Annotated in this window: 24 protein-coding genes; 18 read left to right on the top strand and 6 right to left on the bottom strand. The window is 66.7% G+C overall.

The window, feature by feature from the left end:
* Positions 1 to 414: 414 nt before the first annotated feature.
* Entirely contained in the window at positions 415 to 1,533 is a 1,119-nt protein-coding gene (locus tag ACTJLD_RS15300; RefSeq protein ID WP_060063766.1) for a TauD/TfdA family dioxygenase, read from the top strand.
* A gap of 119 nt (positions 1,534 to 1,652) precedes the next feature.
* Complete coding sequence (locus tag ACTJLD_RS15295) at positions 1,653 to 2,591, top strand: ABC transporter substrate-binding protein (RefSeq protein ID WP_124839203.1); 939 nt, start codon at positions 1,653 to 1,655, stop codon at positions 2,589 to 2,591.
* A 28-nt stretch (positions 2,592 to 2,619) separates the two neighbouring features.
* On the opposite strand, the gene ACTJLD_RS15290 is transcribed toward ACTJLD_RS15295, so the two are convergent.
* The 6 genes from ACTJLD_RS15290 to ACTJLD_RS15265 form a co-directional block, all read right to left on the bottom strand.
* Positions 2,620 to 3,510, bottom strand: a complete 891-nt coding sequence (locus ACTJLD_RS15290; protein ID WP_440659213.1) for an AidA/PixA family protein — start codon at positions 3,508 to 3,510, stop codon at positions 2,620 to 2,622.
* Positions 3,511 to 3,575: 65 nt separating this feature from the next.
* Positions 3,576 to 4,079 carry an inclusion body family protein gene (locus ACTJLD_RS15285; protein ID WP_027792733.1) on the bottom strand — a complete coding sequence of 168 codons (504 nt, stop codon included), beginning with the start codon at positions 4,077 to 4,079 and terminating at the stop codon, positions 3,576 to 3,578.
* A 296-nt stretch (positions 4,080 to 4,375) separates the two neighbouring features.
* Positions 4,376 to 4,759 carry a GtrA family protein gene (locus ACTJLD_RS15280; protein ID WP_124535341.1) on the bottom strand — a complete coding sequence of 128 codons (384 nt, stop codon included), beginning with the start codon at positions 4,757 to 4,759 and terminating at the stop codon, positions 4,376 to 4,378.
* A 15-nt stretch (positions 4,760 to 4,774) separates the two neighbouring features.
* Complete coding sequence (locus tag ACTJLD_RS15275) at positions 4,775 to 5,818, bottom strand: glycosyltransferase family 2 protein (RefSeq protein WP_440659212.1); 1,044 nt, start codon at positions 5,816 to 5,818, stop codon at positions 4,775 to 4,777.
* A gap of 24 nt (positions 5,819 to 5,842) precedes the next feature.
* Positions 5,843 to 7,222 carry a glycosyltransferase family 87 protein gene (locus tag ACTJLD_RS15270; protein WP_440659211.1) on the bottom strand — a complete coding sequence of 460 codons (1,380 nt, stop codon included), beginning with the start codon at positions 7,220 to 7,222 and terminating at the stop codon, positions 5,843 to 5,845.
* Positions 7,219 to 8,457 (bottom strand): glycosyltransferase family 87 protein, encoded by a 1,239-nt coding sequence (locus ACTJLD_RS15265; RefSeq protein WP_060316772.1) that lies wholly within the window; start codon positions 8,455 to 8,457, stop codon positions 7,219 to 7,221. Before ACTJLD_RS15265 ends, ACTJLD_RS15270 begins: the two co-directional genes overlap by 4 nt.
* A gap of 81 nt (positions 8,458 to 8,538) precedes the next feature.
* On the opposite strand from ACTJLD_RS15265, the gene ACTJLD_RS15260 reads away from it, so the two are divergent.
* The 16 genes from ACTJLD_RS15260 to ACTJLD_RS15185 all read left to right on the top strand — a co-directional run bounded on the left by ACTJLD_RS15260 (position 8,539) and on the right by ACTJLD_RS15185 (position 22,504).
* On the top strand, positions 8,539 to 8,826 hold the full coding sequence (locus tag ACTJLD_RS15260; protein ID WP_143066134.1) for a hypothetical protein: 288 nt from the start codon (positions 8,539 to 8,541) through the stop codon (positions 8,824 to 8,826).
* 683 nt (positions 8,827 to 9,509) lie between these two features.
* Positions 9,510 to 9,701: a Flp family type IVb pilin gene (locus ACTJLD_RS15255; RefSeq protein ID WP_059688225.1), complete on the top strand. Its 192-nt coding sequence runs from the start codon at positions 9,510 to 9,512 to the stop codon at positions 9,699 to 9,701.
* A gap of 140 nt (positions 9,702 to 9,841) precedes the next feature.
* A complete protein-coding gene (locus ACTJLD_RS15250) occupies positions 9,842 to 10,033 on the top strand; it encodes a Flp family type IVb pilin (protein WP_011349893.1) in 192 nt (63 codons plus the stop codon).
* 82 nt (positions 10,034 to 10,115) lie between these two features.
* Entirely contained in the window at positions 10,116 to 10,322 is a 207-nt protein-coding gene (locus ACTJLD_RS15245; RefSeq protein WP_059485633.1) for a Flp family type IVb pilin, read from the top strand.
* A gap of 27 nt (positions 10,323 to 10,349) precedes the next feature.
* Positions 10,350 to 10,889, top strand: coding sequence for an A24 family peptidase (locus tag ACTJLD_RS15240; protein ID WP_059688223.1), 540 nt, complete (start codon positions 10,350 to 10,352; stop codon positions 10,887 to 10,889).
* Positions 10,890 to 10,921: 32 nt separating this feature from the next.
* Positions 10,922 to 12,322, top strand: a complete 1,401-nt coding sequence (locus ACTJLD_RS15235; protein ID WP_060084692.1) for an ATP-binding protein — start codon at positions 10,922 to 10,924, stop codon at positions 12,320 to 12,322.
* Positions 12,323 to 12,357: 35 nt separating this feature from the next.
* The gene (gene cpaB, locus ACTJLD_RS15230) at positions 12,358 to 13,197 is read left to right on the top strand and encodes a Flp pilus assembly protein CpaB (protein WP_440659210.1); all 840 of its coding nucleotides are present in this window, start codon (positions 12,358 to 12,360) and stop codon (positions 13,195 to 13,197) included.
* A gap of 99 nt (positions 13,198 to 13,296) precedes the next feature.
* Entirely contained in the window at positions 13,297 to 15,258 is a 1,962-nt protein-coding gene (locus ACTJLD_RS15225) for a type II and III secretion system protein family protein (RefSeq protein WP_440659209.1), read from the top strand.
* 20 nt (positions 15,259 to 15,278) lie between these two features.
* A complete protein-coding gene (locus ACTJLD_RS15220; RefSeq protein ID WP_059648656.1) occupies positions 15,279 to 15,575 on the top strand; it encodes a hypothetical protein in 297 nt (98 codons plus the stop codon).
* A gap of 25 nt (positions 15,576 to 15,600) precedes the next feature.
* Positions 15,601 to 16,872 (top strand): pilus assembly protein TadG-related protein, encoded by a 1,272-nt coding sequence (locus ACTJLD_RS15215; protein ID WP_060084646.1) that lies wholly within the window; start codon positions 15,601 to 15,603, stop codon positions 16,870 to 16,872.
* Between the two features lie 13 nt (positions 16,873 to 16,885).
* Positions 16,886 to 17,419, top strand: coding sequence for a TadE/TadG family type IV pilus assembly protein (locus ACTJLD_RS15210; RefSeq protein ID WP_175864070.1), 534 nt, complete (start codon positions 16,886 to 16,888; stop codon positions 17,417 to 17,419).
* Positions 17,416 to 17,859, top strand: coding sequence for a TadE/TadG family type IV pilus assembly protein (locus ACTJLD_RS15205; RefSeq protein ID WP_059688219.1), 444 nt, complete (start codon positions 17,416 to 17,418; stop codon positions 17,857 to 17,859). The genes ACTJLD_RS15210 and ACTJLD_RS15205 overlap by 4 nt, the downstream gene beginning before the upstream one ends.
* A gap of 22 nt (positions 17,860 to 17,881) precedes the next feature.
* Positions 17,882 to 19,090 (top strand): AAA family ATPase, encoded by a 1,209-nt coding sequence (locus ACTJLD_RS15200; RefSeq protein WP_060316762.1) that lies wholly within the window; start codon positions 17,882 to 17,884, stop codon positions 19,088 to 19,090.
* Between the two features lie 18 nt (positions 19,091 to 19,108).
* On the top strand, positions 19,109 to 20,476 hold the full coding sequence (locus ACTJLD_RS15195) for a CpaF family protein (protein ID WP_060084648.1): 1,368 nt from the start codon (positions 19,109 to 19,111) through the stop codon (positions 20,474 to 20,476).
* A gap of 33 nt (positions 20,477 to 20,509) precedes the next feature.
* Complete coding sequence (locus ACTJLD_RS15190; RefSeq protein WP_060084649.1) at positions 20,510 to 21,487, top strand: type II secretion system F family protein; 978 nt, start codon at positions 20,510 to 20,512, stop codon at positions 21,485 to 21,487.
* Positions 21,488 to 21,523: 36 nt separating this feature from the next.
* The gene (locus ACTJLD_RS15185; RefSeq protein WP_060084650.1) at positions 21,524 to 22,504 is read left to right on the top strand and encodes a type II secretion system F family protein; all 981 of its coding nucleotides are present in this window, start codon (positions 21,524 to 21,526) and stop codon (positions 22,502 to 22,504) included.
* Positions 22,505 to 22,775 lie beyond the last annotated feature (271 nt).

The following is a 22,775-nucleotide window of genomic DNA, read 5'->3' as shown; positions in this document are numbered from 1 at the left end:
GCCGGGTGGCGCGCAAGGCAGTACGCGGGCAGGGTCACGTCGTGACCGGACGAACGGCGCAGCAGGCGGAATCGGGTCATCGGGCAGATTTCCGTAGGGCGGAGGAAGGGCGCCGGCTGCCGATCGACGGCCGGGCGCATCGTCGAATCCGACAGAAAACTAGCATCGACCTGCTAACGAATACAAATAATAACCAGCGATTTTTTAACCACCTTTCGTGTTAAGGCGCGGCGCGATCGACGCCGCCGGGATTGCTGAACTTATATCGAAAATTTTTGTTTGCAATCGACTTAATATCATTTCGCAATGCAATGTCGGTCTCCTAGTCTTGTCGAGCGCTGCGCCCCGAGGACGGCAACGCGCGGCGGCAGTGCCATGCCGCTCTTCGAACCCCGATCTTTATACGAGAGACCTATGACCTATCTCGCAGATGAACGCATCGTCTTGACGGCAGCGGAGTCCGGTCACATCCGGAAGACGCTCGGCGCACTGGCCTACGATCCGGCCGGCGGCGCGGGCTACATCAGCGCGGTGCGCAAGCTCGCCTACAACGCGTTTCCCGACCGGATCGTCGACGCGTTCGATCGCGCGAAGGCACCGACCGCCGACGCGCACGGCTCGATCGAGATCGACAACCTGCCGATCGACGACGACGTGAAGGGCAGCCCGCGGTTCGAGGAGACCGGCCGCTCGTTCAAGGCGGGCGTGTTGAGCGAGAACGTGCTGGTTGCCCTGAGCACGCTGGCCGGCGAGCCGTATTCGATCGCGCACGAAGGCCGCGAGCTCGTGAACAACCTCACGCCGCACAAGGCGACCGCACGCGACTATACGGGCCTCGGCTCCGAGGTCGAGCTCGATTTCCATATCGAGAACGCCGCGCAGGCGCACATGCCGGAAGGCGACACGTCGCCGTTCGCGTTGCTGCTGCTCGGCGTGCGCAGCGAAGCGGGCGGCGGCCCGTACACGCGGCTCGCCGACGCGCGCCGCGCGCTGCAGCTGCTGTCGCCGGACGACATCGCGCAACTCTACGGCGAGCACTACATCATCCGCGTGCCGTACCGGTGGCGCGGCGCCGCGCCGACGCCGCGCGACAATACCGACCTGAGCGCGGTGCTGTCGGGGCCGCTCGACGCGCCGCGCGTGACGGTCGCGTTCTATCCGGACATGGTGCTGGCAGTCAATGCGCGTGCGCAGGAGGCGCTGGCCAACCTGTATCGCGCGGTGCGCGAAGTGTCGTTCGGCGTGCAGGTACAGCCCGGCAAGCTGGTGCTGATCAACAATCATTTCACGCTGCATTCGCGCGACCGTTTCGATCCGCAATACGACGAGAACGACCGGGCATTCCGCTGGGTGCAGCGCGTGTTCGTCGCGCGCAGCCTGTGGAACTTCCGCGCGTTCACGCCGTTGCAGGCGCGGGTCTTCGATCCGAAGGCGCTGTATGCGGGCGACGCGCACGCGACGCGCCCGTCGCCGGTCGCGCAACCGGCGACGCAACGCGCGGCCGCCGCCGAACTCGAGGCGACGCCCGCGTGAGCGTACCGGGAACGCCGGGAGGAGAAGGCCGGCGAAGGGCGGCGAACGGGCGGTGAGCATCGTTCGGCGCCGCCCGCGTTCGGCACACGCGTCGTCAAACATCAAGGAATCCGGAAGACATGAGAAGAACCGCAATTCCCGCAGCACGCATCGCTCGCACGCTGGCCGCCGTCCTGCTCGGCGTCAGCGTCGCCGCGCAGGCCGCGACGTTCGACCTGAGCCCCGAGCAGCCGGGCCGGCAGCGCGGCACCGTGAACCCGGCGGTCGAGCAGGCATTGCCGGCCGGCTACCGGTTTGCCGAAGCGGGCACGTTGACGATCGGCATCGCGCCGAACCTGCCGCCGCTCAGCACCTATGCGACCGATGCGCGAACGGTCGTCGGCTTCGATCCCGATCTCGCCCAGCTCGTCGCCGACAGCATCGGCCGCAAGCTGAAGATCGTGCCGCTCTCGTGGGCCGACTGGCCGCTCGCGCTGCAGTCCGGCAAGGTCGACGCGGTGATCTCGAACGTGACGGTGACCGAACAGCGCAAGGAGAAATTCGACTTCTCGACCTACCGGAAGGATCAGCTCGGCTTCTACGTGAAGAACGGCAGCCGGATCGCGTCGATTCGCGAGCCGAAGGACGTTGCCGGGCTGCGCGTCGTGACCGATTCGGGCACGAACCAGGAAAAGATCCTGCTCGAATGGAACCGGCAGAACGTCGCGCGCGGCCTCGCGCCGGTCGAGATCCAGTATTACGCGGATGCGGCGGAGCGCTGGGTCGCGCTGCAGTCGGGGCGCGTCGACACGATCTTCAGCGTGAACTCGATGCTCGCGTACCAGGCATCGCTGCGCGGCGACGCGAAGCTGATCGGCACCGTGAGCGGCGGCTGGCCGCGCACCGCGGACATCGCGATCACGACGCGCAAGGGCAGCGGCCTCGCCGATCCGCTGACGGTCGCGATCAATGCGCTGATCGCGAACGGCAGCTACCGGAAGGTGCTCGGCCGCTGGAGTCTCGACGCCGAAGCGATCGACCGGTCGCAGACCAATCCGCCGGGGCTGCCGCGCACCTGAACCGCTCGCGTGCCGATCGCCGCGATGCTCAGGTGATCGGCCACTGCAGGATCACGATCCCGTCGTTGTAGTCGGCATCGGCGCCGTCCTCGGCGCCGAGCCAGCCGAGCCAGACGGTGTCGCCCGCGGACAGCGGCGCGAGACGCGCGTCGGTCGCGGATTTCCTGCCGTTGGCGAACGCGTCGATCCGGATCCTGCCGCCCTTCGAGTTCAGCGTGAACAGTCTGACGCCGTCCTCGCTGTTGCCGGTGAACGACGCGGCCGGTTCCGGCGCATCGTCGATGAAGAGCTTGAGGTCCTGCCGGTCGGCGGCATTCGCGTAGAAGATCGCCTTGAACGCGGTATCCGGCGGCAGCGTGAAGTTGCCGTTGCGATCCGACGACGGCTTGAAATCCGGCTGTTTCGCGGCCGGCTGGCCTGCGCCGATCTCGATCGACGTTTCCCAGCGGAAATAGCCCGATACGGTGCCGTCGCGGCCGAACACGGCGAAATCGGCCGTACACGTGGTGGCGCCCGCGGCCAGCACGTCGCTGCGCCAGTAGTGGTCCTTCATCGGATGGCACGGCGGATGCAGCAGGTCGTCGGCATCGGGTACCGGCGCGGCCGCGTCGCGTACTTCGGCTTCGAACGGCGCGACGATGCCCGCATCCTTCAACGCGAACCGGACGAACAGCACGCTCGCCTCGGCGCGCAGTGCCAGCGCGGTCTCGCGCAGGCGCAACTGGTCGCCCGGCGACAGCCCGGCAAAGAGCCGGCTGTCGTTGTGGCCGAGCTGCGCGGCGTCGCCGGGGCTCACCACGTAGAGGTGCCGGCCGTCGATCACGGTCGGCGCGTCGGGGTCCCGGCTCGCCTCCGGGTAGGCCGACAGCAGCGTGACGGCGTCGACGATCACGAGCACATCGGAACGAAGACCAGGCATGAGCGCTTCCTCCGCAACAAGGGGTTGATGCGGGCAGCCGCCGCGCGGCCGCCCGTCTGCCGCGATCAGTTATGGATCGAGATGAACGGATCCCACGAGAAGCAGCCCTGGCTCTGGCAGTTGCGATCGATGATCTGGAACTGGAAGTGGTAAGTCACGCGGCCGACCTTCAGGCATTCCGACGACCAGTAGTAGTTCGCGACCTTCTGGCAGGTCGGCACCTCGGGCTTGCTGGTGTTCGGCACCGGGATCGACGCTTCCGCGACGCGCGGCGTCGGCGTCGAGATCAGTTCGTTGCCGACGTTGCCGATGAACTTGTAGAACACCACCTGGTTCTCGAAGCCCAGCGACAGGCTCGTTTCACGCCAGCGGATCAGGTCGCCGACCTGCGCCTTCAGGTCGAGTTCGCCGCCCGCCTGCCCGGACACCACGTTGTCCTGGTTGGTGACCATGTACACGTGCTTCCAGTCGATCAGCGTCGGGCTATTCGGATTCTTGCTGGGATTCGGATATTTTTTGAGGATGGTTTCGGTATCGAAAGAGACGAGCACATCGGTAACGCGTGACATAGAAGCTCCCGTTTGAATGAATGGGAATTATTGTTGCGCGAATTTCGTCGCACAGCCGCCATTGCCTTGTCCTGCAAGGCTCGTCGCCGTTCGATGCCCGTGCTGGCGAGATGGCGAAGGCAGATTATCCCGTTCGGTTGTTTATGGAAGCTGTAAAAGTAAACAGGGTATTTAATTTGTTTCGGGCGGTAATTTTAAAATCGGAATCAATCGGATTGATGCGTGACATAAATATGCCGACATTGAATCTGTTAATTGAATGGCCGATTATTTTCGGGGGCGGCGGGGAGGGGCGTTTACCGGTAGGTCCAGAGCCGGTGCAGCAGGAACGTCGTGGGCGGAATCAGCAACGCGATCGCGACGATGCTCATTGCGCGGGACACGTCGAGCGCTTCTGCCGCACGCGCGAGCAGCAGGGTTTCGACGAAGCCGGCGAGCGTGACCGCGAGAAAGCGCACCGCGTTGCGCGTGCGCACCGTCGACGAAAAGCTCCACAGCGTGTTCGCGAGATACGAGAACGCCGTCGCGCAGAGGAACGCGATCGAGTTCGCCGTCACCAGCGTCGCGTCGAACCGCGCGAACAGCGCCGCCGCGACCAGCGTGTGGAGCGCGGTCGAGCAGAGGCCGGACACGCCGAAGCGCACGAGGCGCGTGCGCTCGGCATCGAGCAGGCCGATCATGGCCGTCGCGGCGCGTCAGCGTTCGCCGATCCGCGCACGGGTCGGCTGCACGCGCCGGCGTGCGCTCTGGCGGCGCGCATCGCGCGCGACCCGCAGTTCGACCACCTTGCCGTGCGTCTGGTAGCGGCGGCGGATCAGGTAGACGGGCCGTTGTTTCGACTCGTCGTAGATCCGCCCGATGTATTCGCCGACAACACCGATCCCGATGAGCTCGATGCCGCCGATGAACAGCGTGACCGAGATCAGCGACGCGTAGCCGAGCACCGGATTGCCGAACAGCAGCGTGCGGAGAATGATGAACGTGCCGTACAGGAACGCGAGCGCGGCGATGCCGACACCGATGTAGGTCCAGCTGCGCAGCGGCACGGTGCTGAAGCTGGTGATGCCTTCCAGCGCGAAATTCCATAGCTTCCAGCCGGAAAATTTCGAGTGCCCGGCACTACGCGCGTCACGCTGGTATTCGACGATGACCGTCCGGTAGCCGACCCACGCGAACAGCCCCTTCATGAAGCGATGCCGCTCGGGCAGGCTGCGCAGCGCGTTCACGACCTTGCGGTCCATCAGCCGGAAATCGCCGACGTTCTCCGGCAGTTTCACGTCCGACAGCAGGTTGTGCACGCGATAGTAGATCGCGGCCGCCGTGCGCTTCGCGTACGAATCGCACGCGCGGTTGCTGCGCTTCGCGGCGACGACTTCCGCACCGTCGCGCCAGTGTTCGATCATCACCGGAATCAGGCTCGGCGGGTCCTGCAGGTCGGCGTCGAGCGGGATCACCGCGTCGCCGAGGGCTTCGTCGAGACCGGCCGTGAGCGCCGCTTCCTTGCCGAAGTTGCGGGTCAGGTCGATCACCCGCACGCGCCGTTCGCCGGCGCCGATCCGGATCAGCCGCTCGAGCGTGTCGTCGCGGCTGCCGTCGTTCACGCAGACGATCTCGAACCGGATGCCGTCGATGGACGTCATCAACGGCATCACGACGTCGAAAAAGCGTTCGACGGCCTCGCCTTCGTTATAGAACGGCACGACCAGCGATACGAGCGGTATATAGAGTGGTTCCCGCATGATGATTTCCCCTGTGATGTCGCTTCACCGATGCACGCCGATGGTCGGTCGGCCGGTGCGGCGCAATCCGTACGCCGGGCGGTGGTGCGTTCTTGCCGAATGGGTGAACGCGGTGTCGGTCGAGTGGTCGCGTGCGTCCGGCATCGACGGCACGTCGCGCCGGTCCCGGGCGATCCGGCTGACGAGCAGCCCGAGCGACGCCAGCGTGACGAGCGGCATGAACTGGAACGACAGATGCGGCACGACCGCGAGGCCCGCGAGCGGCATCAGCCACAGCAGCGTCAGCCATTCCCGGTCGAAGCGCCGCCAGCCGTGCGTCCACGCATAACGCGCGTACCACGCGATCACGAGGCCGTACCAGGTCAGGTCGTAGTCGTACAGATAGGGGCTGACGAGCAGGCACGCGCACGCGAGCGTCGCGGCGCGCAGCGCGTACGCGCAGTCGCCGCGCCACGCATAGACGACCGCGATCGCAGCGACCGCGGCCGACAGCAGTTGAAGGCCGCTGGCGACGAAGGTGGGCAGGCCGGCCATCGTCGCGAGCGCGAACACCGACGGCATGCGCGCGAGCTTGGCCTGGCCCGTGCCGACGATCGTGTAGACGCTGTCGATCACATGCGTGAAGGTGATCCACGGGCCGAACCCGAACGCGAGTGTCGCGAGTGCGGCGCTGCACGCGATCGTCGCGGCCCACGCGGCCAGTGCGCGCCATTGGCCGGCGCACAGCAGCGCGAGCGGGAACAGCACCGCGAGCTGCGGCTTCATCGTCAGCAAGCCGAAGCAGATCCCGGCGTGCACGGGGCGGCGGGCCAGCGCGAGCAGGCCGGCACCGGCGAGCAACGCGGTGAAGAGGCTGGTCTGCCCGACGATCACCGTGAGGAACGCGCCGGGGAATGCGAACGCGCACAACCATGCGTCATCTCGCTGCACGATCGCGCGGATCGTTGCCGAAAACAGCGCATAGGTGAGCCCGAGCCACAGCACGAGCGCCAGCGTGTACGGCAGCCAGCCGAGCGGCAGCACGAGCAGCAGCATCGAGGGCGGGTAGAGCCACGGCAGCGTGCCGTCCGCGAGCGTCATCGTCGGGATCGCGAGCTTCTGCACTGCGAACAGCGCGGGAAAATGCCAGGCATCGGCCGCATGCCCGTGTGCGGCGAGCCACGCGGCGCTCCAGATCGGCGAGAAATCCTGCGACAGCGGCTGCAGCGCGCCGTTGTGCGACAGGTACACGCGGGTGACGTAGATGCAGATGAACAGCAGCTCGCTCGCCAGTGCGGCGCCCGCATAGAGGCGCACGCGCTCGCGATTGAGCCAGTGCGGGTAGCGGCGCGGGCCCGCGATCGGGAGTTCCGGATGCACGTCGGTATCCGGGTGCGCGTGGCGTGCGGAAGGTGACGATCTCATCGTGCGCTCCGGGATTCGAGCGCCGTGCGGCGCACGACGATGAACAGCACCGCGAGCAGCACGATCGGCCCGATCTGCGGCAGCTTCATCAGTCGGTTGAACATCTCGAAGATCGGCAGCAGCCACGCCAGCACGATGATGCCCTGGTCGCCCGGCAGCCAGCCTTTGTCGAGACCGTGCGCGATCAGGCAGAAGATCGCGATGCCGAGCCACGTCAGTTCGTAGTTCCACAGATACGGCGTCGTCAGCAGCGTGGCGACGGCCAGCACCGCGCCGCGCAGGCGCATGTCGGGCGTGCGGCGCCATACGTCGACGGCCGCGGCGAGCGCGAGCAGCGCGACCGCCGCTTGCGCGACCAGTGCGGCCGTCACCGGCATGCCCGCGAGCCGCAATGCGGCGAACGGCGTCGGCGACGCGAGCCAGTACGACGGGAGCATGAAATGCTGTTCGCGCACCGTCGACAGTGCCTGGCTCAACCCGTGCAGCGCACCGGGGCCGGCCAGTGCGATGCCGGCGGCCGCGAACAGCGCGGCGGTGATCGCGGCCGCCGCGAAGGTGCGCCACGCACGTGCCGCGATCAGCACGACGGGGAACACCACGGCCAGCTGCGGCTTGATTGCGAGCAGCCCGATCAGCACGCCGGCGACGACCGGGCGCTTGCCGAGCAGATGCAGCGCGAGTGCGGCGAGGCCGGCGGTCAGGATGCTGTTCTGGCCGAACAGCGCGGACATGCACACCGCCGAATACGCGACCACGACGATCGCCGCGGCGTGCGGCACCGGAAGATGCGCGCGCAATCCCGACAACCGCGAGACGGCGAACGCGTAGCATAAAAGACTGCCCGCGAAAAAGAGGAAATATGCGGGCAGGAAAGGCACAAGGGCAACCGGAGCGATGAACAGCAACATCGTCGGCGGATAGAGCCAGGGAAGCGACCGGTGCTGCAAATACGTGTCGAATTGTGCGAGCTCGGCCTGCAGGAATAAGGAGGGGTCGTAGGCCGATGCGGCATGGCCTTGCAACACCAGGTGCGATGCGGTCCAGAAGACGGAGAAATCGACGCCCGGCCGGACGGCGACATTCGACGTGAAGCCGCTGGTCACGAAGCCCCAGACAACCAGCAACGCGGCGAAGAGCATCAGCATGATGCAGCTGTACGGAATGATCCGGTCGGCTGTCAGCCACTGAGCGCGGCGTGTTGCCCGCCCGCGCATTTCACGATTGGCTGTGTACATGATTCCCCGTATTTGGTAGAGGCCGCTTGGTCAATCGCAGCCGTTTGATCTTGTGGTGCCTGCGGATCGAGTCGCTCTGAAATGGCGTTGTCCGGTGAGGTCATTGTTGGAGAAAAAATGGCGCGTTGCAAATCACCCGCTGAATGCCGGGATTTATTCTGGCCTAAGACGCACGTGAAAACCGCATTTTCAGGTATGAGAAATCCGAACTGCGGGCTTTCGTGTTTCTGCCTTGAAACATTCCGTCGTTTCGACCGGTTCCGCGCCCCGGCGATCGCTCGGGACGCGAGCGCCGTCGAGCGTCCGGGAAAATCCCGAGTAAAAATTTTCGATCCTTTGCGCAGCGCGGCGGCGGGCATTCAGGCGTGAAACGCTCGCCGGGAAACATATATCAATTTTGAAACATTTCGCACACTGCACCCCGGGCCGGGGAGAGCGGGCATCGTCGGAACCCTTGATGCGCCTCGATTTCGCCTCGGGTGGCCTGCTCTTTGCGTAAGCGTTGGCACGGCAGTCGACGATGTGACGACCGGGCGGTTCCGGCAAAAGACAGACGGAACCCGGCACCGGAATCACAGGCGGAAAGAAGGGCCGGAGCGCATCGGGGAACAAGCAGCTCCAGGTCGATCAACCGCGCAAGCCTTCGTCGGGTGACCAATGAGACCCGGTATCGTCAGGGCAATAAAAAGTCGGCATGGCCGCATATGGGGAATAAAAATGAAAGACCACAGCACATCACGGTTCGAGAACCGGATTAAAAACATATTGCAGCTTATCCGGGAGTTTGTCTCCCATTCATCTGGATTCCATGCGTCGAACGGCAGTCGTGCCGTTCCGGTCGATCGGATGGTCCGGTTCATCCGGCCGGTCGCACCGTACACGCCTTTCTCGTTCACTGCGTCACTGATACCCATTCGCACGGACAGGGGTGCATATCCCCGCTCCCGCGGCTGAGCGACGCGTCCCGATTTTTCGAGTAGTGCCGGTGGTGCCCAACCCCGACGTCCTGACCGACGAAGGGAATTTCATAGCAGTCCGAAAGGAGAATGCTCATGACAAGAATCATCGAAAAGATCGCGTGGTTCGTCCAGGATCAGGACGGCGTGACGGCCATCGAATACGGCCTGATCGCTGCCCTGATCGCGATCGGCATCGTCGTCGCGTTGACGACGGTCGGTACGGATCTGAAGACCGTGTTCAGCACGATCGCCGCGGATCTGGACTCGGCGGTAGCAGGAATCTGATGGACGGTACGACGAACGGCTCGTCCGAATCGTTCGTCGGCACCACACGGCATCAACGACATTCCTCGACGTATCGATGCACGGTCATCCGACCAGCCGGCACGCGAGGGCTTTGAAAGTGACCACCCAAGGAGATCAACATGTCCAAGTTCATTCAACAAGCCAGCCGTTTCGTTCGCGATGAAGACGGCGTGACCGCCATCGAATACGGCTTGATCGCCGCACTGATCGCAGTCGGCATCATCCTCGCGCTGTCGACCATCGGGAAGGACCTCAAGACCGTGTTCAGCACGATCGCGGCCGACCTGGACTCGGCGGTGGCGGGCATCTGATGGAGCATGCCGCGGACGGCTCGGCCGGTGCAGCGCTCGAGCCGTCCCCGGCGATCCGATCAACCGGGAACCGGAGACCATCATGCAAGCCAGGATGCGTGTCGTACGTCGCTGGATCGGCGACGAGCAGGGCGTGACGTCGATCGAATATGCGTTGCTCGGCGCGATGTTCGCCGTCGCGGTGCTGGGGACGGTCGTCACGCTGAAGGGTTCGCTTGCCAATGCGTACGAAGTGATCGCAACAGCCGTGACGGCCGCCGTGGCCACCGCGCTGGCAATGGTTTCCTGATCCACCGAGTCGACTGCGAGGTTCGCCATGCTACCTGTTGCGCCGCCTTACCCGGTTCCGTTGTGCGTGACGCTGCTCGCGGTCGCCGCGGCCAGCACGGACATCGCGACCCGCCGCATTCCGAACCGTCTCGTCCTGCTCGGCCTGGCCGGCGCGCTGGTTGCCCAGTGCCTGTTGCACGGTGTCGCGGGGGGCGCGCTCGGATGGCTCGCCGGTGCCGCGACCGGCTTCGGCCTGCTGTTGCCGTTCTACCTGTTGCGCGGAATGGCGGCCGGCGACGTGAAGCTGATGCTCGCGATCGGCGCCTGGGTCGGCGCGGAAATGACGTTTTACATCGTGCTGGCCACCTTCCTGGCCGGCGGGATCGGCGCCATCGCCTACGCGCTGCTGCGCGGGCGGATGCGCCAGATGTGGGCGAACGTGCGCGCGTTGATCGCGCGGCGCTCGCCAGGCGCGAGCGCCGAGGCCACCGGCGGCCCCGTCGAAATCGCATCGGTCGGCACGCTGCCGTACGGCGTGGCGATCGCGGCCGGCACGCTGGGCATGCTGTTCGCGTCGTGCGCGTAGCGCGACGGATCTGCAACGAGGACGGAACGATCATGAACACGAATCACACCGAACCGAGACGCGACGCACAGGTGGCACGCCTGCCCGATCCGTTGCCGTCGCGGGAAGCGCATACGAAGCTGGGCGCGCAGTTGCCGGCGGCGCCGCGCTCGCTCGACGATACCGGGTTGAGCATGACGTTCGTCGCCGGTCTCGTGCTGAAGTCGACGCTGATGCTCGGCCGCCCGTCGTACGGCGACCTGGTCGAACGGCACTGCCTGCCGCTCGCCGTGCTCGACGACGTCTTCGCGTTCCTGGTGCGCGAGCATCTCGTCGAGCTCACCCATCGCGGTGCGACCGATCTCGACGTGACGTTCCGCCTGACCGACGCGGGCCGCGTGCTGGCGCTCGAGGAACGGGCGCGCAGCGGCTACAGCGGGCCCGCGCCGGTGACGCTCGACGCGTATCTCGCGTGCCTGAACGCGCATTCGGTACGCAAGCTGCACATCAGCCAGGACGAGGTGTGGGCGGCGTTCGAAGGCATCGTGATCGACACGGCGGTGCTCGATGCGGCCGCGGCTGCGCTGAACGCGGGCCGTCCGCTGCTGATCTACGGGCCCGCCGGCAGCGGCAAGACCTTCCTCGCCGAGCGGCTCGGTTCGCTGATGCGGGGCCGCGTGCCGGTGCCGTACGCGATCTGCGCGGCCGGCGAAGTGATCCAGATCTACGACCCGCTCGTGCACGTCGATGCGGGAACGTCGTCGGGCGGCCAGTCGGTCGATCGCCGCTGGCGCCTGTGCGAACGGCCGGTCGTGATGTCGGGCGGCGAACTGACGCTCGACGAGCTCGACCTGCGTCGCGACGAAGTCGCCGGCTTTTACCAGGCGCCGCCGCACATGAAGGCGAACATGGGCATGTACGTCGTCGACGATCTCGGCCGCCAGCGCGTCGAGCCGCGCGACCTGCTCAACCGCTGGCTGCGTCCGCTCGATCGCGGCGTCGATTACCTGACGCTCGAATCCGGCAACCGCTTCGTGATGCCGTTCGACGTCTGGCCGGTGTTCTCGAGCAACCTCGCGCCGGAGCAGTTCTGCGACGACGCGTTCCTGCGCCGGCTCGGTTCGAAGCTTCACGTCGGCGCGATGGCGATCGACGACTACCGCGCCGTGTATGACGCAGCCTGCGCATCGCTGGGGCTCGTATCGGCGAGCGATGCATTCGACTACCTGCTGCATCGGCTGCACCTGCCGACCGGCAAGGCGTTTCTCGCCTGTTTTCCGGCGGACCTGCTGCGTCTCGTGGCCGCCGGCGCGCGTTACCGCGGCGATCCGCCCGAGGTGACGCACGACGCGCTGTACGACGCGTGGGTGAGCTATTTCGGCGCGGCACCCGAACGTGACGGCGTCCATCCGCCGCCCGTCGAACGCGGCGGACGCACCTTCATCACCGGTTGAGCCGTTTCTTTCACGATTCGTCGAGGAGCATTGCCATGAAAAACAGTCGAGCGGTCATGATGCTGGTCGTCGCGATGGTCGCGGGTCTTGCCGCGGTCGTGTTCGCGTCCCACTGGCTGGTACAGACATCCACGAGTTCGGTCACGCCGGTCGCGGTGGCCACCACCGACCTGAACCTGGGCGAACCGCTCGGGCCGAACCAGATTCACATGGTCAGCTGGCCGTCGGGCAGCGTGCCGACCGGCGCGTTCACCGATACGAAGGCGCTCGAAGGGCGCGTCGTGCGCACCAGCCTCGCACGCGGCGAGCCGGTGATCGAGACGAAGCTCGCGCCGGTCGGCACGAAGGGCGGGCTGTCCGCGGTGATCGCCGACGGCAGCCGCGCGATCACGGTGCGCGTGAACGACGTGGTCGGCGTCGCGGGCTTCGCGCTGCCGGGCAACTACGTCGACGTGATCGTCAACACGCAGGAACAGCAGGGCAAGACCGACGGGCAGAGCATCTCGAAGATCGTGCTCGAGCACATCCTCGTGCTCGCCGTCGCGCAGCAGGTGAGCCGCGACGACACGGCGCCGAAGGTCGTCAACGCGGTGACGCTGGAAGTCACGCCCGACCAGGCCGAACGGCTCGACCTCGCGCGCAGCGTCGGCACGCTGTCGCTCGTGCTGCGCAACCAGGTCGACCAGAAGACGCTGAACACCGACGGGGCGACCAAGCTGACGCTGCTCGGCAAGGAGCCCGTACCCGAAGCGCCCGCGGCGCCCGCTCGCGTACGGACGGTACGCGTGCACGTCGCATCGCATGCGGCGCCGGAAGCGCGGCGCGACTGCGTCGGCGTGCTGACGGGCGTGAAGGGCAGCGTCGAGTGTTTCTGAAGCAGATCAACACAGTCACATAAACGGCCGCCTGCAACGTGCGGCGGCCCTGGAAGTCGATAACCGGCACGGTGCCGGTCTCTCGGGGGATCAGACGAAATGAAGATCAAACCGCAATGCACGGATACCGGCCCGCTGCGCACACGCGTCGCACGGGGCACGATGATGGTCGCGATCCTCTGTTCGGGATGGCTGACGGTTTATGGCGCACTCGCGCAGGAAGGCATCGAGTCGGCGGTGCTGACGAAGGGCGGCGCCAGCGCGCCGACCGCCGTCGGCAAGGGGCCGATGCAGATGACGATCAGCATGGCGCCGGTGGCGGCCGCCGCGCCCGCCGCGTCGGCGGGGCCGCTGCGTGGGCCGAATTGCGTCGGCGCCGTGCGCGAGTCGACCAGCGTCAGCGTGCCGCTCGGCAAGTCGCTGCTGGTGCCGATGCCGGAGCCGGTCCGCAATCGGACGATCGGCAATCCGGCGGTTGCGCAGGCCACGATGGTGTCACCGCAGACGCTGTACATCCTCGGGCTCGCGGTCGGCACGACCAACATGATCGTGCAGGGCAAGAGCGGCGCATGCCGCGTGATCGACGTCGCGGTCGGCGCGGATGCCGGCGGCCTGCAGGCGTCGCTGCTGCAGCTGATGCCGAACGAGCGCGACATCCGCGTGACGACCGCGGCCGGCACGATCGTGCTGTCGGGCACCGTGTCGAGCTCGCAGGCCGCGCAGCAGGCCGTGCAGATCGCGCGCGCCTACGGCGACAGCGCCGGCGACCCGGCCGCGGGCGGCAAGCAAAGTGGCGGCGGAGTGCTGAACATGCTGGCCGTCACGTCGCCGCAGCAGGTGATGCTCGAGGTGAAGGTGGCCGAGGTGTCGAAGACGCTGATCAACCAGATGGGCAGCGCGCTCAACATCCAGGGCGGGTTCGGTTCGTGGAGCGGGGCGCTGGTCAGCAACCTGCTCGCGGGGGTGGCGAGCGGCGTCGCCTTCAGCAAGGCGAACAACAAGCCGTTCAACCTCGCGGCCGACGCACAGAACACCGACAACCTGGTCAAGATCCTCGCGGAGCCGAATCTCGTGACGATCAGCGGCCAGGAAGCGACGTTCCTCGCCGGCGGCAAGATCTTCATCCCGATTCCGCAGAGCAGCGGCAACGGCACGTCGTCGATCACGCTGCAGGAAGAGGAATTCGGCGTCGCGCTGAAGTTCACGCCGACGGTGCTCGCCAACGGCCGGATCAGCCTGAAGGTGGCGCCGGAAGTGTCGGAGCTGTCGCAGACGGGCGTCACGCTGAGTGCCACCAACATCGGCGGCACGTCGATCCTGCCGCTGATCACGACGCGGCGCGCATCGACGACGGTGCAGATGAGCGACGGCGAATCGTTCGCGATCGGCGGGCTGATCAAGGACAACGTGACGGGCGCGCTGAAGGCGCTTCCGGGTGTGGGCGAAGTGCCGGTGCTCGGCGCGCTGTTCCGCAGCACGTCGTTCCAGCAGGATCGCACCGAGCTGATCTTCCTGATCACGCCGCACCTGGTGAAGCCGCTGCAGACCGCCGACGTGCCGCTGCCGACCGACAGCTTCTCGAAGCCGAACGAAGTCGACGTGTACGCGACGGGCAACATGGAAGGCCGCGGCGGTGTGCGCAAGCCCGGCGCACAACCGGCGAACGGCGCGGCAGCTGCCCCGCAGGCACCGGCTCAGGCACCGGCTCAGGCACCGGCTCAGGCACCGGCTCAGGCACCCGTACCGGCGCCGCAACCGGATGCCGCGGCCGCCGCGGCCGCCGCGCTGCCCGCACCGCGTGTGCCGCAAGGCGCGGACGCGCAGCCGCCGGTACCGGCCGAACCGCAGAAGACGCCCGCGCCGGTGGCGGCTGCCGCGCCGCGGCCCGACGCGGCCGATGCGGCGAACGCAGCCAACGCAGCCCGTGTCGCGCGCATTGAAGCCACCGCCGCGCGTCTTGCCGCGGCCGGCCCGGCCACACCGGCCCAGCCGGCGCACCGGCTCCCGCCGGCCGCCCACGCGCAGGTCGCCCGCTCGGAATCCGGGTCCACCGATCGTTGATGCCATCCAAGGGGACACTCATGAAATCCGCCTACTTCGTATTCGTGCGCCGTGCGGCGCTCGCCGCACCGCTCGCCTTCGCGCTTGCCGGCTGCATGTCGTCGACCCCGGTGTGGGACACCCGCTTCGGCGAATCGGTCCGCGCCGTGACGCAGGCCCAGATCATCGACCCGCATGCCGCCGAACACGCGGCCGCGACGACGGTGGTCGACGGCGGCGCGGCAGCGTCGGCGCTCGACAACTACGAAAAGTCGTTCAAGCAGGTCGATCCGCCCGCCAATGCGTTCGTGATCGGCATCGGCAAGGCCACCCAGTAACGACGGCACGCTCAGGGAGAACGCCATGAACAGCGCAGCCCGCTATCCGAAAGTCATGCGTCGCAGCCTGCATCGCCAGCGCGGTGCCGTCGCGATCATCGTCGGTCTCGCACTGGCGGTGATGATCGGATTCGTCGGTCTCGCGCTGGATCTCGGCAAGCTGTACGTCACGCGCAGCGAACTGCAGAACAGCGCCGATGCATGCGCGCTGTCGGCTGCGCGTGACCTGACTTCAGCCATCAGCCTGTCGGTGGCCGAGGCGGACGGGATCGCCGCCGGCCACCTGAATTTCGTGTTTTTCCAGAACAAGTCGGTGCAGATGTCGACGAACGCGAACGTGACGTTCAGCGATTCGCTGTCCAACCCGTTCCTGACGAAGAGCGCGGTCACGACGCCGGCTAACGTCAAGTACGTGCAGTGCACCGCGACGCTGAGCAACATCGCGCACTGGTTCATCGAGGTGCTGAACGTGCTGCCCGGCACGAAGCTCGCGAACGCGGCGGAGGTGTCGGCCAGCGCGATCGCGACTGTCGGCGGCGGGCAGACGACCTGCGCGATTCCGGTGTTCGTGTGCCGCGCGGCGGGCGCACCTGCGTACAAGGTCGGCGACTGGATCACGTCGCCGTCCGGGTCGTCGTCGACCTACGGCCCCGGCAGCTTCGGCTGGGCCGCGCTCGACGGCTCGACGAACGAAACCACCCTGGCCGGCGAGCTGTCGGGCAACACCTGCAACATCACGAGCCCGCCGGACCTCAGCACCACGGGCCTGAAGTCCGCGTCGCTGCGTGCCTGGAATACGCGCTTCGGCATCTATACGAACGGTGCGAACGGGTCGAGCGGCCAGCCCGACTTCACCGGCTACGCGTACGTCGGCCCGAACTACGGGCCGCCCGGAACGGCCGGCATCAAGGGCGACGCGTACACGCAGTTCGTCGCCGACCGCGCGAGCTTCAAGCCCTACCAGGGCGACGGCGCGCCGCCGTCAGGCAGCGGGATTTCGACCAACGGCACCGCGACGGCGAGCAATTACCAGACCTTCGGCGGCGACCGCCGCGTTGCGCTCGCGCCGGAGGGCGACTGTTCGACGCTGAACGGCAATAGCGGCAAGGTGCACGTCACGCAATGGGATTGCGTGCTGATGCTCGATCCGCTTCCGTTCAGCGCCGGCAGCGGCGCCGTCGTGGCGCACCTCGAATACCTCGGCTCGTCGGTCTCCGGCAACAACCCGTGCGCGACGCACGGCTTGCCCGGCAGCGGCAGCGCGTCCGGGACCCAGGTTCCGATGCTCGTTCAATAGCGGAGAGATGATCATGAAGAAGCCGCCGTTTCGCCGTTCGCGCACCCGTGGCGTCGCCGCCGTCGAGTTCGCGCTCGTGCTGGTACCGATGATCATGCTCGCGACCGGCGTGGCCGAGTTCGGCCGCGCGATCTACCAGTACGAGACGCTGACCAAGGCGACGCGCAATGCGGCGCGCTACCTGTCGGTCTGGCTGCCGACCGACAGCGCGTACCCGGTGTCGCAGGCGCAGTGCCTCGTCGTCTACGGCAGCACGACGTGCGGCTCGTCGGGCACCGAGCTGGTGCCTGGGCTCACGACGTCGATGGTGACGATCTGCGACGCGCAGCGCACGACCGGCTGCAGCGACACGTCCGATCCGTCGCAGTTCGCGAACCTGCCGACCTACGACTCGGACAACAACACGGCAAGCGGGACGGCGACGGGCGCGATCAACGTCGTCGAAGTGAAGATCACGGGCTACAAATACCAGCCGATTCCCGCCTACCCGTGGCTGCCGTCGATCACCTTCAACAACATCGTCACCGTGATGAGGCAAGTGTCATGAACGCACGCCATGCCCCCCAGTCACGCCGCCGCGCCCAGCGCGGCTCGACGATCGTCGAGTTCGCGCTGATCGCGTCGGTCCTGATCATGCTGCTGATCGGCATCTTCGAATTCGGCCGCGTGTTGTTCTACTGGAACACCGCGAGCGAAGCCGTGCGTCTCGGCGCGCGCACGGCGGTGGTGTGCGACGTGAACGCCGCCGGCGTCGCGAAGCGCGTGAGGGCGCTGCTGCCGCTGCTGTCGAACGCGAACGTGTCGGTGAACTACTCGCCGGCGAGCTGCGACGTGAATTCGTGCGCGTTCGTGACCGTCAGCGTCACGAACGTCACGGTCAAGACGATGATCCCGTTCGTGAATGTCTCGGTCAGGATGCCGGCTTTCGCGACGACGCTGCCGCGCGAAAGCCTGACTTCCGCGACCGGCGGCCCAAACTGCAATTGATCGAACAGGCGAGGCACACGACATGATCAACATCCTCGTAGCTTCCGACGATACCGCGCGACTCACGCAGATCGCGCGCCTCGTGGCCGACTGCGGACGTTATCGCGCCACGCGCGCGACCGGCCGCCCGTCGCAGATCGAACATCGTACCGACGGGCTCGACGCGTTCGACATCCTGCTGGTCGACGGCACGTCGCTCGAGCCGTCCGAACTGTCGGCGATCGAGCGCATCTGCCGCGCGCACGCGGGCCTGACCTGCATTCTCGTGACGGCGGACACGTCGCAGCACATGCTGCTCGACGCGATGCGCGCGGGCGCGCGGGACGTGCTGCAGTGGCCGCTCGATCCACAGGCGCTCGGCAATGCGCTCGAGCGCGCGGCCGCGCAAAGCACGCGGCGCGACACCGACGATACGCGGATCGTGTCGTTCATGTCGTGCAAGGGCGGGGCCGGCACGAGCTTCGCGGCCAGCAACATCGCATTCGAGATCGCGGAAGGCTTCAAGCGCCGCGTGCTGCTGATCGACCTGAACCAGCAGTTCGCCGATGCGGCGTTCCTCGTCAGCGACGAAACCCCGCCGTCGACGTTGCCGCAACTGTGCACGCAGATCGAGCGGCTCGACAGCGCATTTCTCGACGCGAGCGTCGCGCACGTGACGGAGAACTTCCACGTGCTCGCGGGCGCAGGCGACCCGGTCAAGGCCGCCGAGATGCGCGAGGACGCGCTCGAATGGATCCTGGGTGTTGCCGCGCCGCGCTACGACTTCGTGATCTTCGACGTCGGTGTCTGCATCAATCCGCTGTCGATGGTCGCGCTGGATCGCAGCGACCAGATCCAGCTGGTGCTGCAGCCCGCGATGCCGCACGTGCGCGCGGGCCGCCGGCTGCTGGAGATCCTCGTGTCGCTCGGCTACTCGACCGACCAGTTGCGTCTGATCGTGAACCGCGCGACGCGCGCGAGCGACCGTACCCGCACTGCGCTCGAGGAAGTGCTCGGCCTGCAGGCGGCCTGCACGATCCCCGACGATGCGGACACCGTGCTCGAAGCGATCAACCAGGGCCATCCGGTGTCGCGGCTCGCGCGCGGCACGGCGGTCGTGCGCGCGTTGCAAGGCTGCGCGAAGCAACTCGTCGACGGGGAGGTGCGCGCGGGGCACTCCACCACGCAAAGCGAACCGCTGATGTCCCGGCTTTTCGGCCGCAGGGCCACGCCGAAGCTCAAGTCCATGTAAATCTTTCGGGGAACCATCATGTCATTGCGCGAACAGATGTCGTTGCACCGGGCCCAGCCGCACGCGGCGGGCAGCGAACCGGCCGGCCCGGCGCATTCGTCGGTGCGCGACGCATACCAGAAGCTGCGCCGCGAAATCCACCTGGCCGTGCTCGAACGCGTCGAGCTCGAGCGCCTGTCTCGGATGCAGCAAGAGTCGGTCCGCATGGAGATCGGCGCCCTGATCGCGCGCATCCTCGACGAGGAGCGGCTGCCCGCGAACGACATCGAGCGGCGGCAGCTCGCGATCGACGTGTACGACGAGATGTTCGGCTTCGGCCCGCTCGAAGCGCTGCTGCGCGACCCCGGCATTTCCGACATCCTCGTGAACACGTACCGGCAGGTCTATGTCGAGCGCGCCGGCCAGCTCGAACTGACCGACGTGACGTTCTACGACGATGCGCACCTGATGAAGGTGATCGAGAAGATCGTGTCGCGCGTCGGGCGCCGCATCGACGAATCGAGCCCGATGGTCGATGCACGCCTGCCGGACGGCTCGCGCGTGAACGCGATCATCCCGCCGTCCGCGATCGACGGGCCGCTGATGTCGATCCGGCGCTTCGCGGTCAATCCGCTGAAGATGGACGACCTCGTGCGCTACCACAGCCTGACGCCGCCGATGGCCGAACTGCTCGATGCGCTGTCGCGCGCGAAGGTGAACGTGCTGGTGTCGGGCGGCACCGGCAGCGGCAAGACGACGCTGCTCAACATCCTGTCCGGCTACATTCCGCGCAACGAGCGGATCGTGACGATCGAGGACGCCGCCGAGCTGCAACTGCAGCAGCCGCATGTGCTGCGGCTCGAAACGCGCCCGCCGAACATCGAGGGCAAGGGCGAGATCACGCAGCGCACGCTGGTGCGCAACGCGCTGCGGATGCGCCCCGACCGGATCATCCTCGGCGAAGTGCGCGGCGCCGAAGCGCTCGACATGCTCAACGCGATGAACACCGGCCACGAAGGCTCGCTCGCGACGATCCACGCGAACACACCGCGCGACGCGCTGACGCGGCTCGAGAACATGATCAGCGTCTCCGGCCTGACGCTGCCGCCGAAGACGATGCGCCAGCAGATCGCATCGGCGATCTCGGTGGTCGTGCAGGCGGCGCGGCTGACGGACGGCAAGCGCAAGATCGTCAGCATCCAGGAGCTGACCGGGATGGAAGGCGACATCATCAACATGCAGGAGATCTTCACGTTCAAGCGCTCGGGCGTGGATCGCGACGGCTCGGTACGCGGCCACTTCTGCGCGACCGGCGTGCGGCCGAAGTTCGTCGAGCGGCTGCAGGCATTCGGCATCAACCTGCCGGATTCGCTGTACGACCCGTCTCAGCGGTACGAGACGAACTGACGACAGGGCGCTGTTCGCTGCCGGGGAGGCTTCATGAACACGATCTTTTACGGTTTTGTGATTCTCACCTTCGTCGCGGTGGTGCTCGCGATCGAAGGGGGCTATCAATGGTGGAACGCGCGGCACGGCTCCGCCGCGCGCCGGATCGAATCGCGCATCCGCTCGATGTCGGCCGGCGGCAACGTTCAGCAGGAACGGCTGTCGATCCTGAAGAAGCGGATGCTCGACGAATCGAAGCCGTTCGACCGGCTGCTGCTGCGGGTGCCGCGCGTGCACCGGCTCGATCTCGTGATCCAGCAATCGGGGCTCGACTGGACGCTGCCGAAGCTGATCATGCTGAGCACGGTGTTCACGGCGTTCGCGTGGCTCGTACTGAGCTTCGCGACGCTGCCGCAACTCGCGGTGCTGCCGCTCGCACTGTTCGCCGGATGCGCGCCGATCATGTACGTGCTGCGCTGCCGCGGGCGCCGGATGCGCAAGCTCGAGCGGCAGTTGCCGGACATCTGCGACATGATCGCGCGCGCGTTGAGGTCCGGTCACTCGTTCACGAGCACGCTCGGGATGGTCGGCGACGAGTTTCCCGACCCGATGGGCGGCGAGTTCCGGGTCACCTTCGACGAGGTCAACTACGGCGTGCCGCTGCACGACGCGCTGATGAACCTCGCCACGCGCGTGCCGGTACAGGACCTGCGTTACTTCGTGATCGCGGTGCTGATCCAGCGCGAGACGGGCGGCAACCTGGCCGAGCTGCTCGACAGCATCGCCGCGCTGATCCGGGAGCGCTTCAAGCTGTTCGACAAGGTGCGCGTGCTGTCCGCGGAAGGGCGGCTGTCGGCATGGATTCTCGGGCTGCTGCCGTTCGGCACAGCCGCGGTGATGGCCGTGCTGAACCGAGAATTCCTGTCGGTGCTCTGGGAAGATCCGGCCGGGATCAGGATGGTCGGCACGATGCTGGTGTCGATGTTGTTCGGCCTGTTCTGGATCCGCCGCATTGTCCGCATTCGCGTCTGACGCGCGAATCGTATAACGAACCGTTGCGAGGCTGTCATGCAAAACCTGAGCGTAGTCCAGGCCGTGATGCTGGGCGGCTTGTTCATCTTCGTGGCCGGCGGCGCGCTTGTCGCGATGCTGCTGTTCGCGCCACGCAGCATCCAGCGCCGGATCCAGCAGGCCGGTGGAACCGGGGCGGGCGCGACTGCCGTTGCGGGCACCGGCGACGGCGACGACCTGGCGTCGCGCTGGGTTGCGAAGCTGGTGGAGCTGTCTACCCCGATCTCGAGGCTGTCGGTGCCGAAGCAGGGCTGGGAGAATTCGCCGCTGCGCATCCGGCTCATGAATGCCGGCTGGCGCAACCAGAGTGCGGCCGCGCTTTATTTCACCGCGAAGACGGCATTGGCACTCGGGTTGCCGTGCGCGGCGCTGCTGGCGCTGATCACGACCCGGCTCGGCGACGAGCGCGAGATCCTGTCGGTCATCCTCGTCGCGCTTGCCGGCATCGGCTACTACATCCCGAACATCGTGCTGTCGCAGCGGGTCAAGGTGCGCCAGCAGAAGATCTTCGAGGATTTCCCGGACGCGCTCGACCTGCTGACGGTCTGCGTCGAAGCGGGGCTCGGGCTCGACGCGGCGCTGATGAAGGTGAGCGAGGAGCTGCGGTTCAGCAGCGAGGTGGTCGCGAGCGAACTCGACCTGCTGCTGCTCGAGATGCGCTCCGGTTTCACGAAGGAGACGGCGCTGCGCAATCTCGCGCTGCGTACCGGCGTGGAGGACATAGAGGCGTTCTGCGCGATGCTGATCCAGGCCGACCGGTTCGGCACGAGCATCAGCGAATCGCTGCGCGTGTTGTCCGACATGCTGCGCACGCGGCGCCGGATGCGTGCGGAGGAGCGGGCCGCGAAGATCGCGTTGAAGCTGCTGTTCCCGTTGATCTTCTGCATCTTCCCCGCGCTGATGGTGGTGCTGCTCGGACCGGCCATGATCCACGTCTATCGCGTGCTGCTGCCGACATTCGTTGGCATCGCACAGTGAACGACGAGCCGGAATTGCGCCGGAATCGACACTGAAGGTTCAGCGTGCCGGGCGGCCACCCCCGCCGGCCGGCACGGCGACAGGCTTCATGGAGGCTCCCTCCCCAGGCGGCGCCGCGAGACAGGTTGACCATAGCGGCGTCAATGCATCCTGGACCCATGGTCGGCCATGGAACTAGCCGTAGTCCACCGCCTGATCGGCTGCCCCCTACTGCTAACCTGAATGCCGGCGAAGTTTGCCGGCATCACGTTGTACGCGATGCAGCGGTGTT

The sequence above is a fragment of the Burkholderia sp. 22088 genome (assembly GCF_052045915.1).
Taxonomy (GTDB): domain Bacteria; phylum Pseudomonadota; class Gammaproteobacteria; order Burkholderiales; family Burkholderiaceae; genus Burkholderia; species Burkholderia cepacia.
Note: the sequence above shows the minus strand (reverse complement) of the source record. Positions and strands in the feature narration are given on the sequence as shown.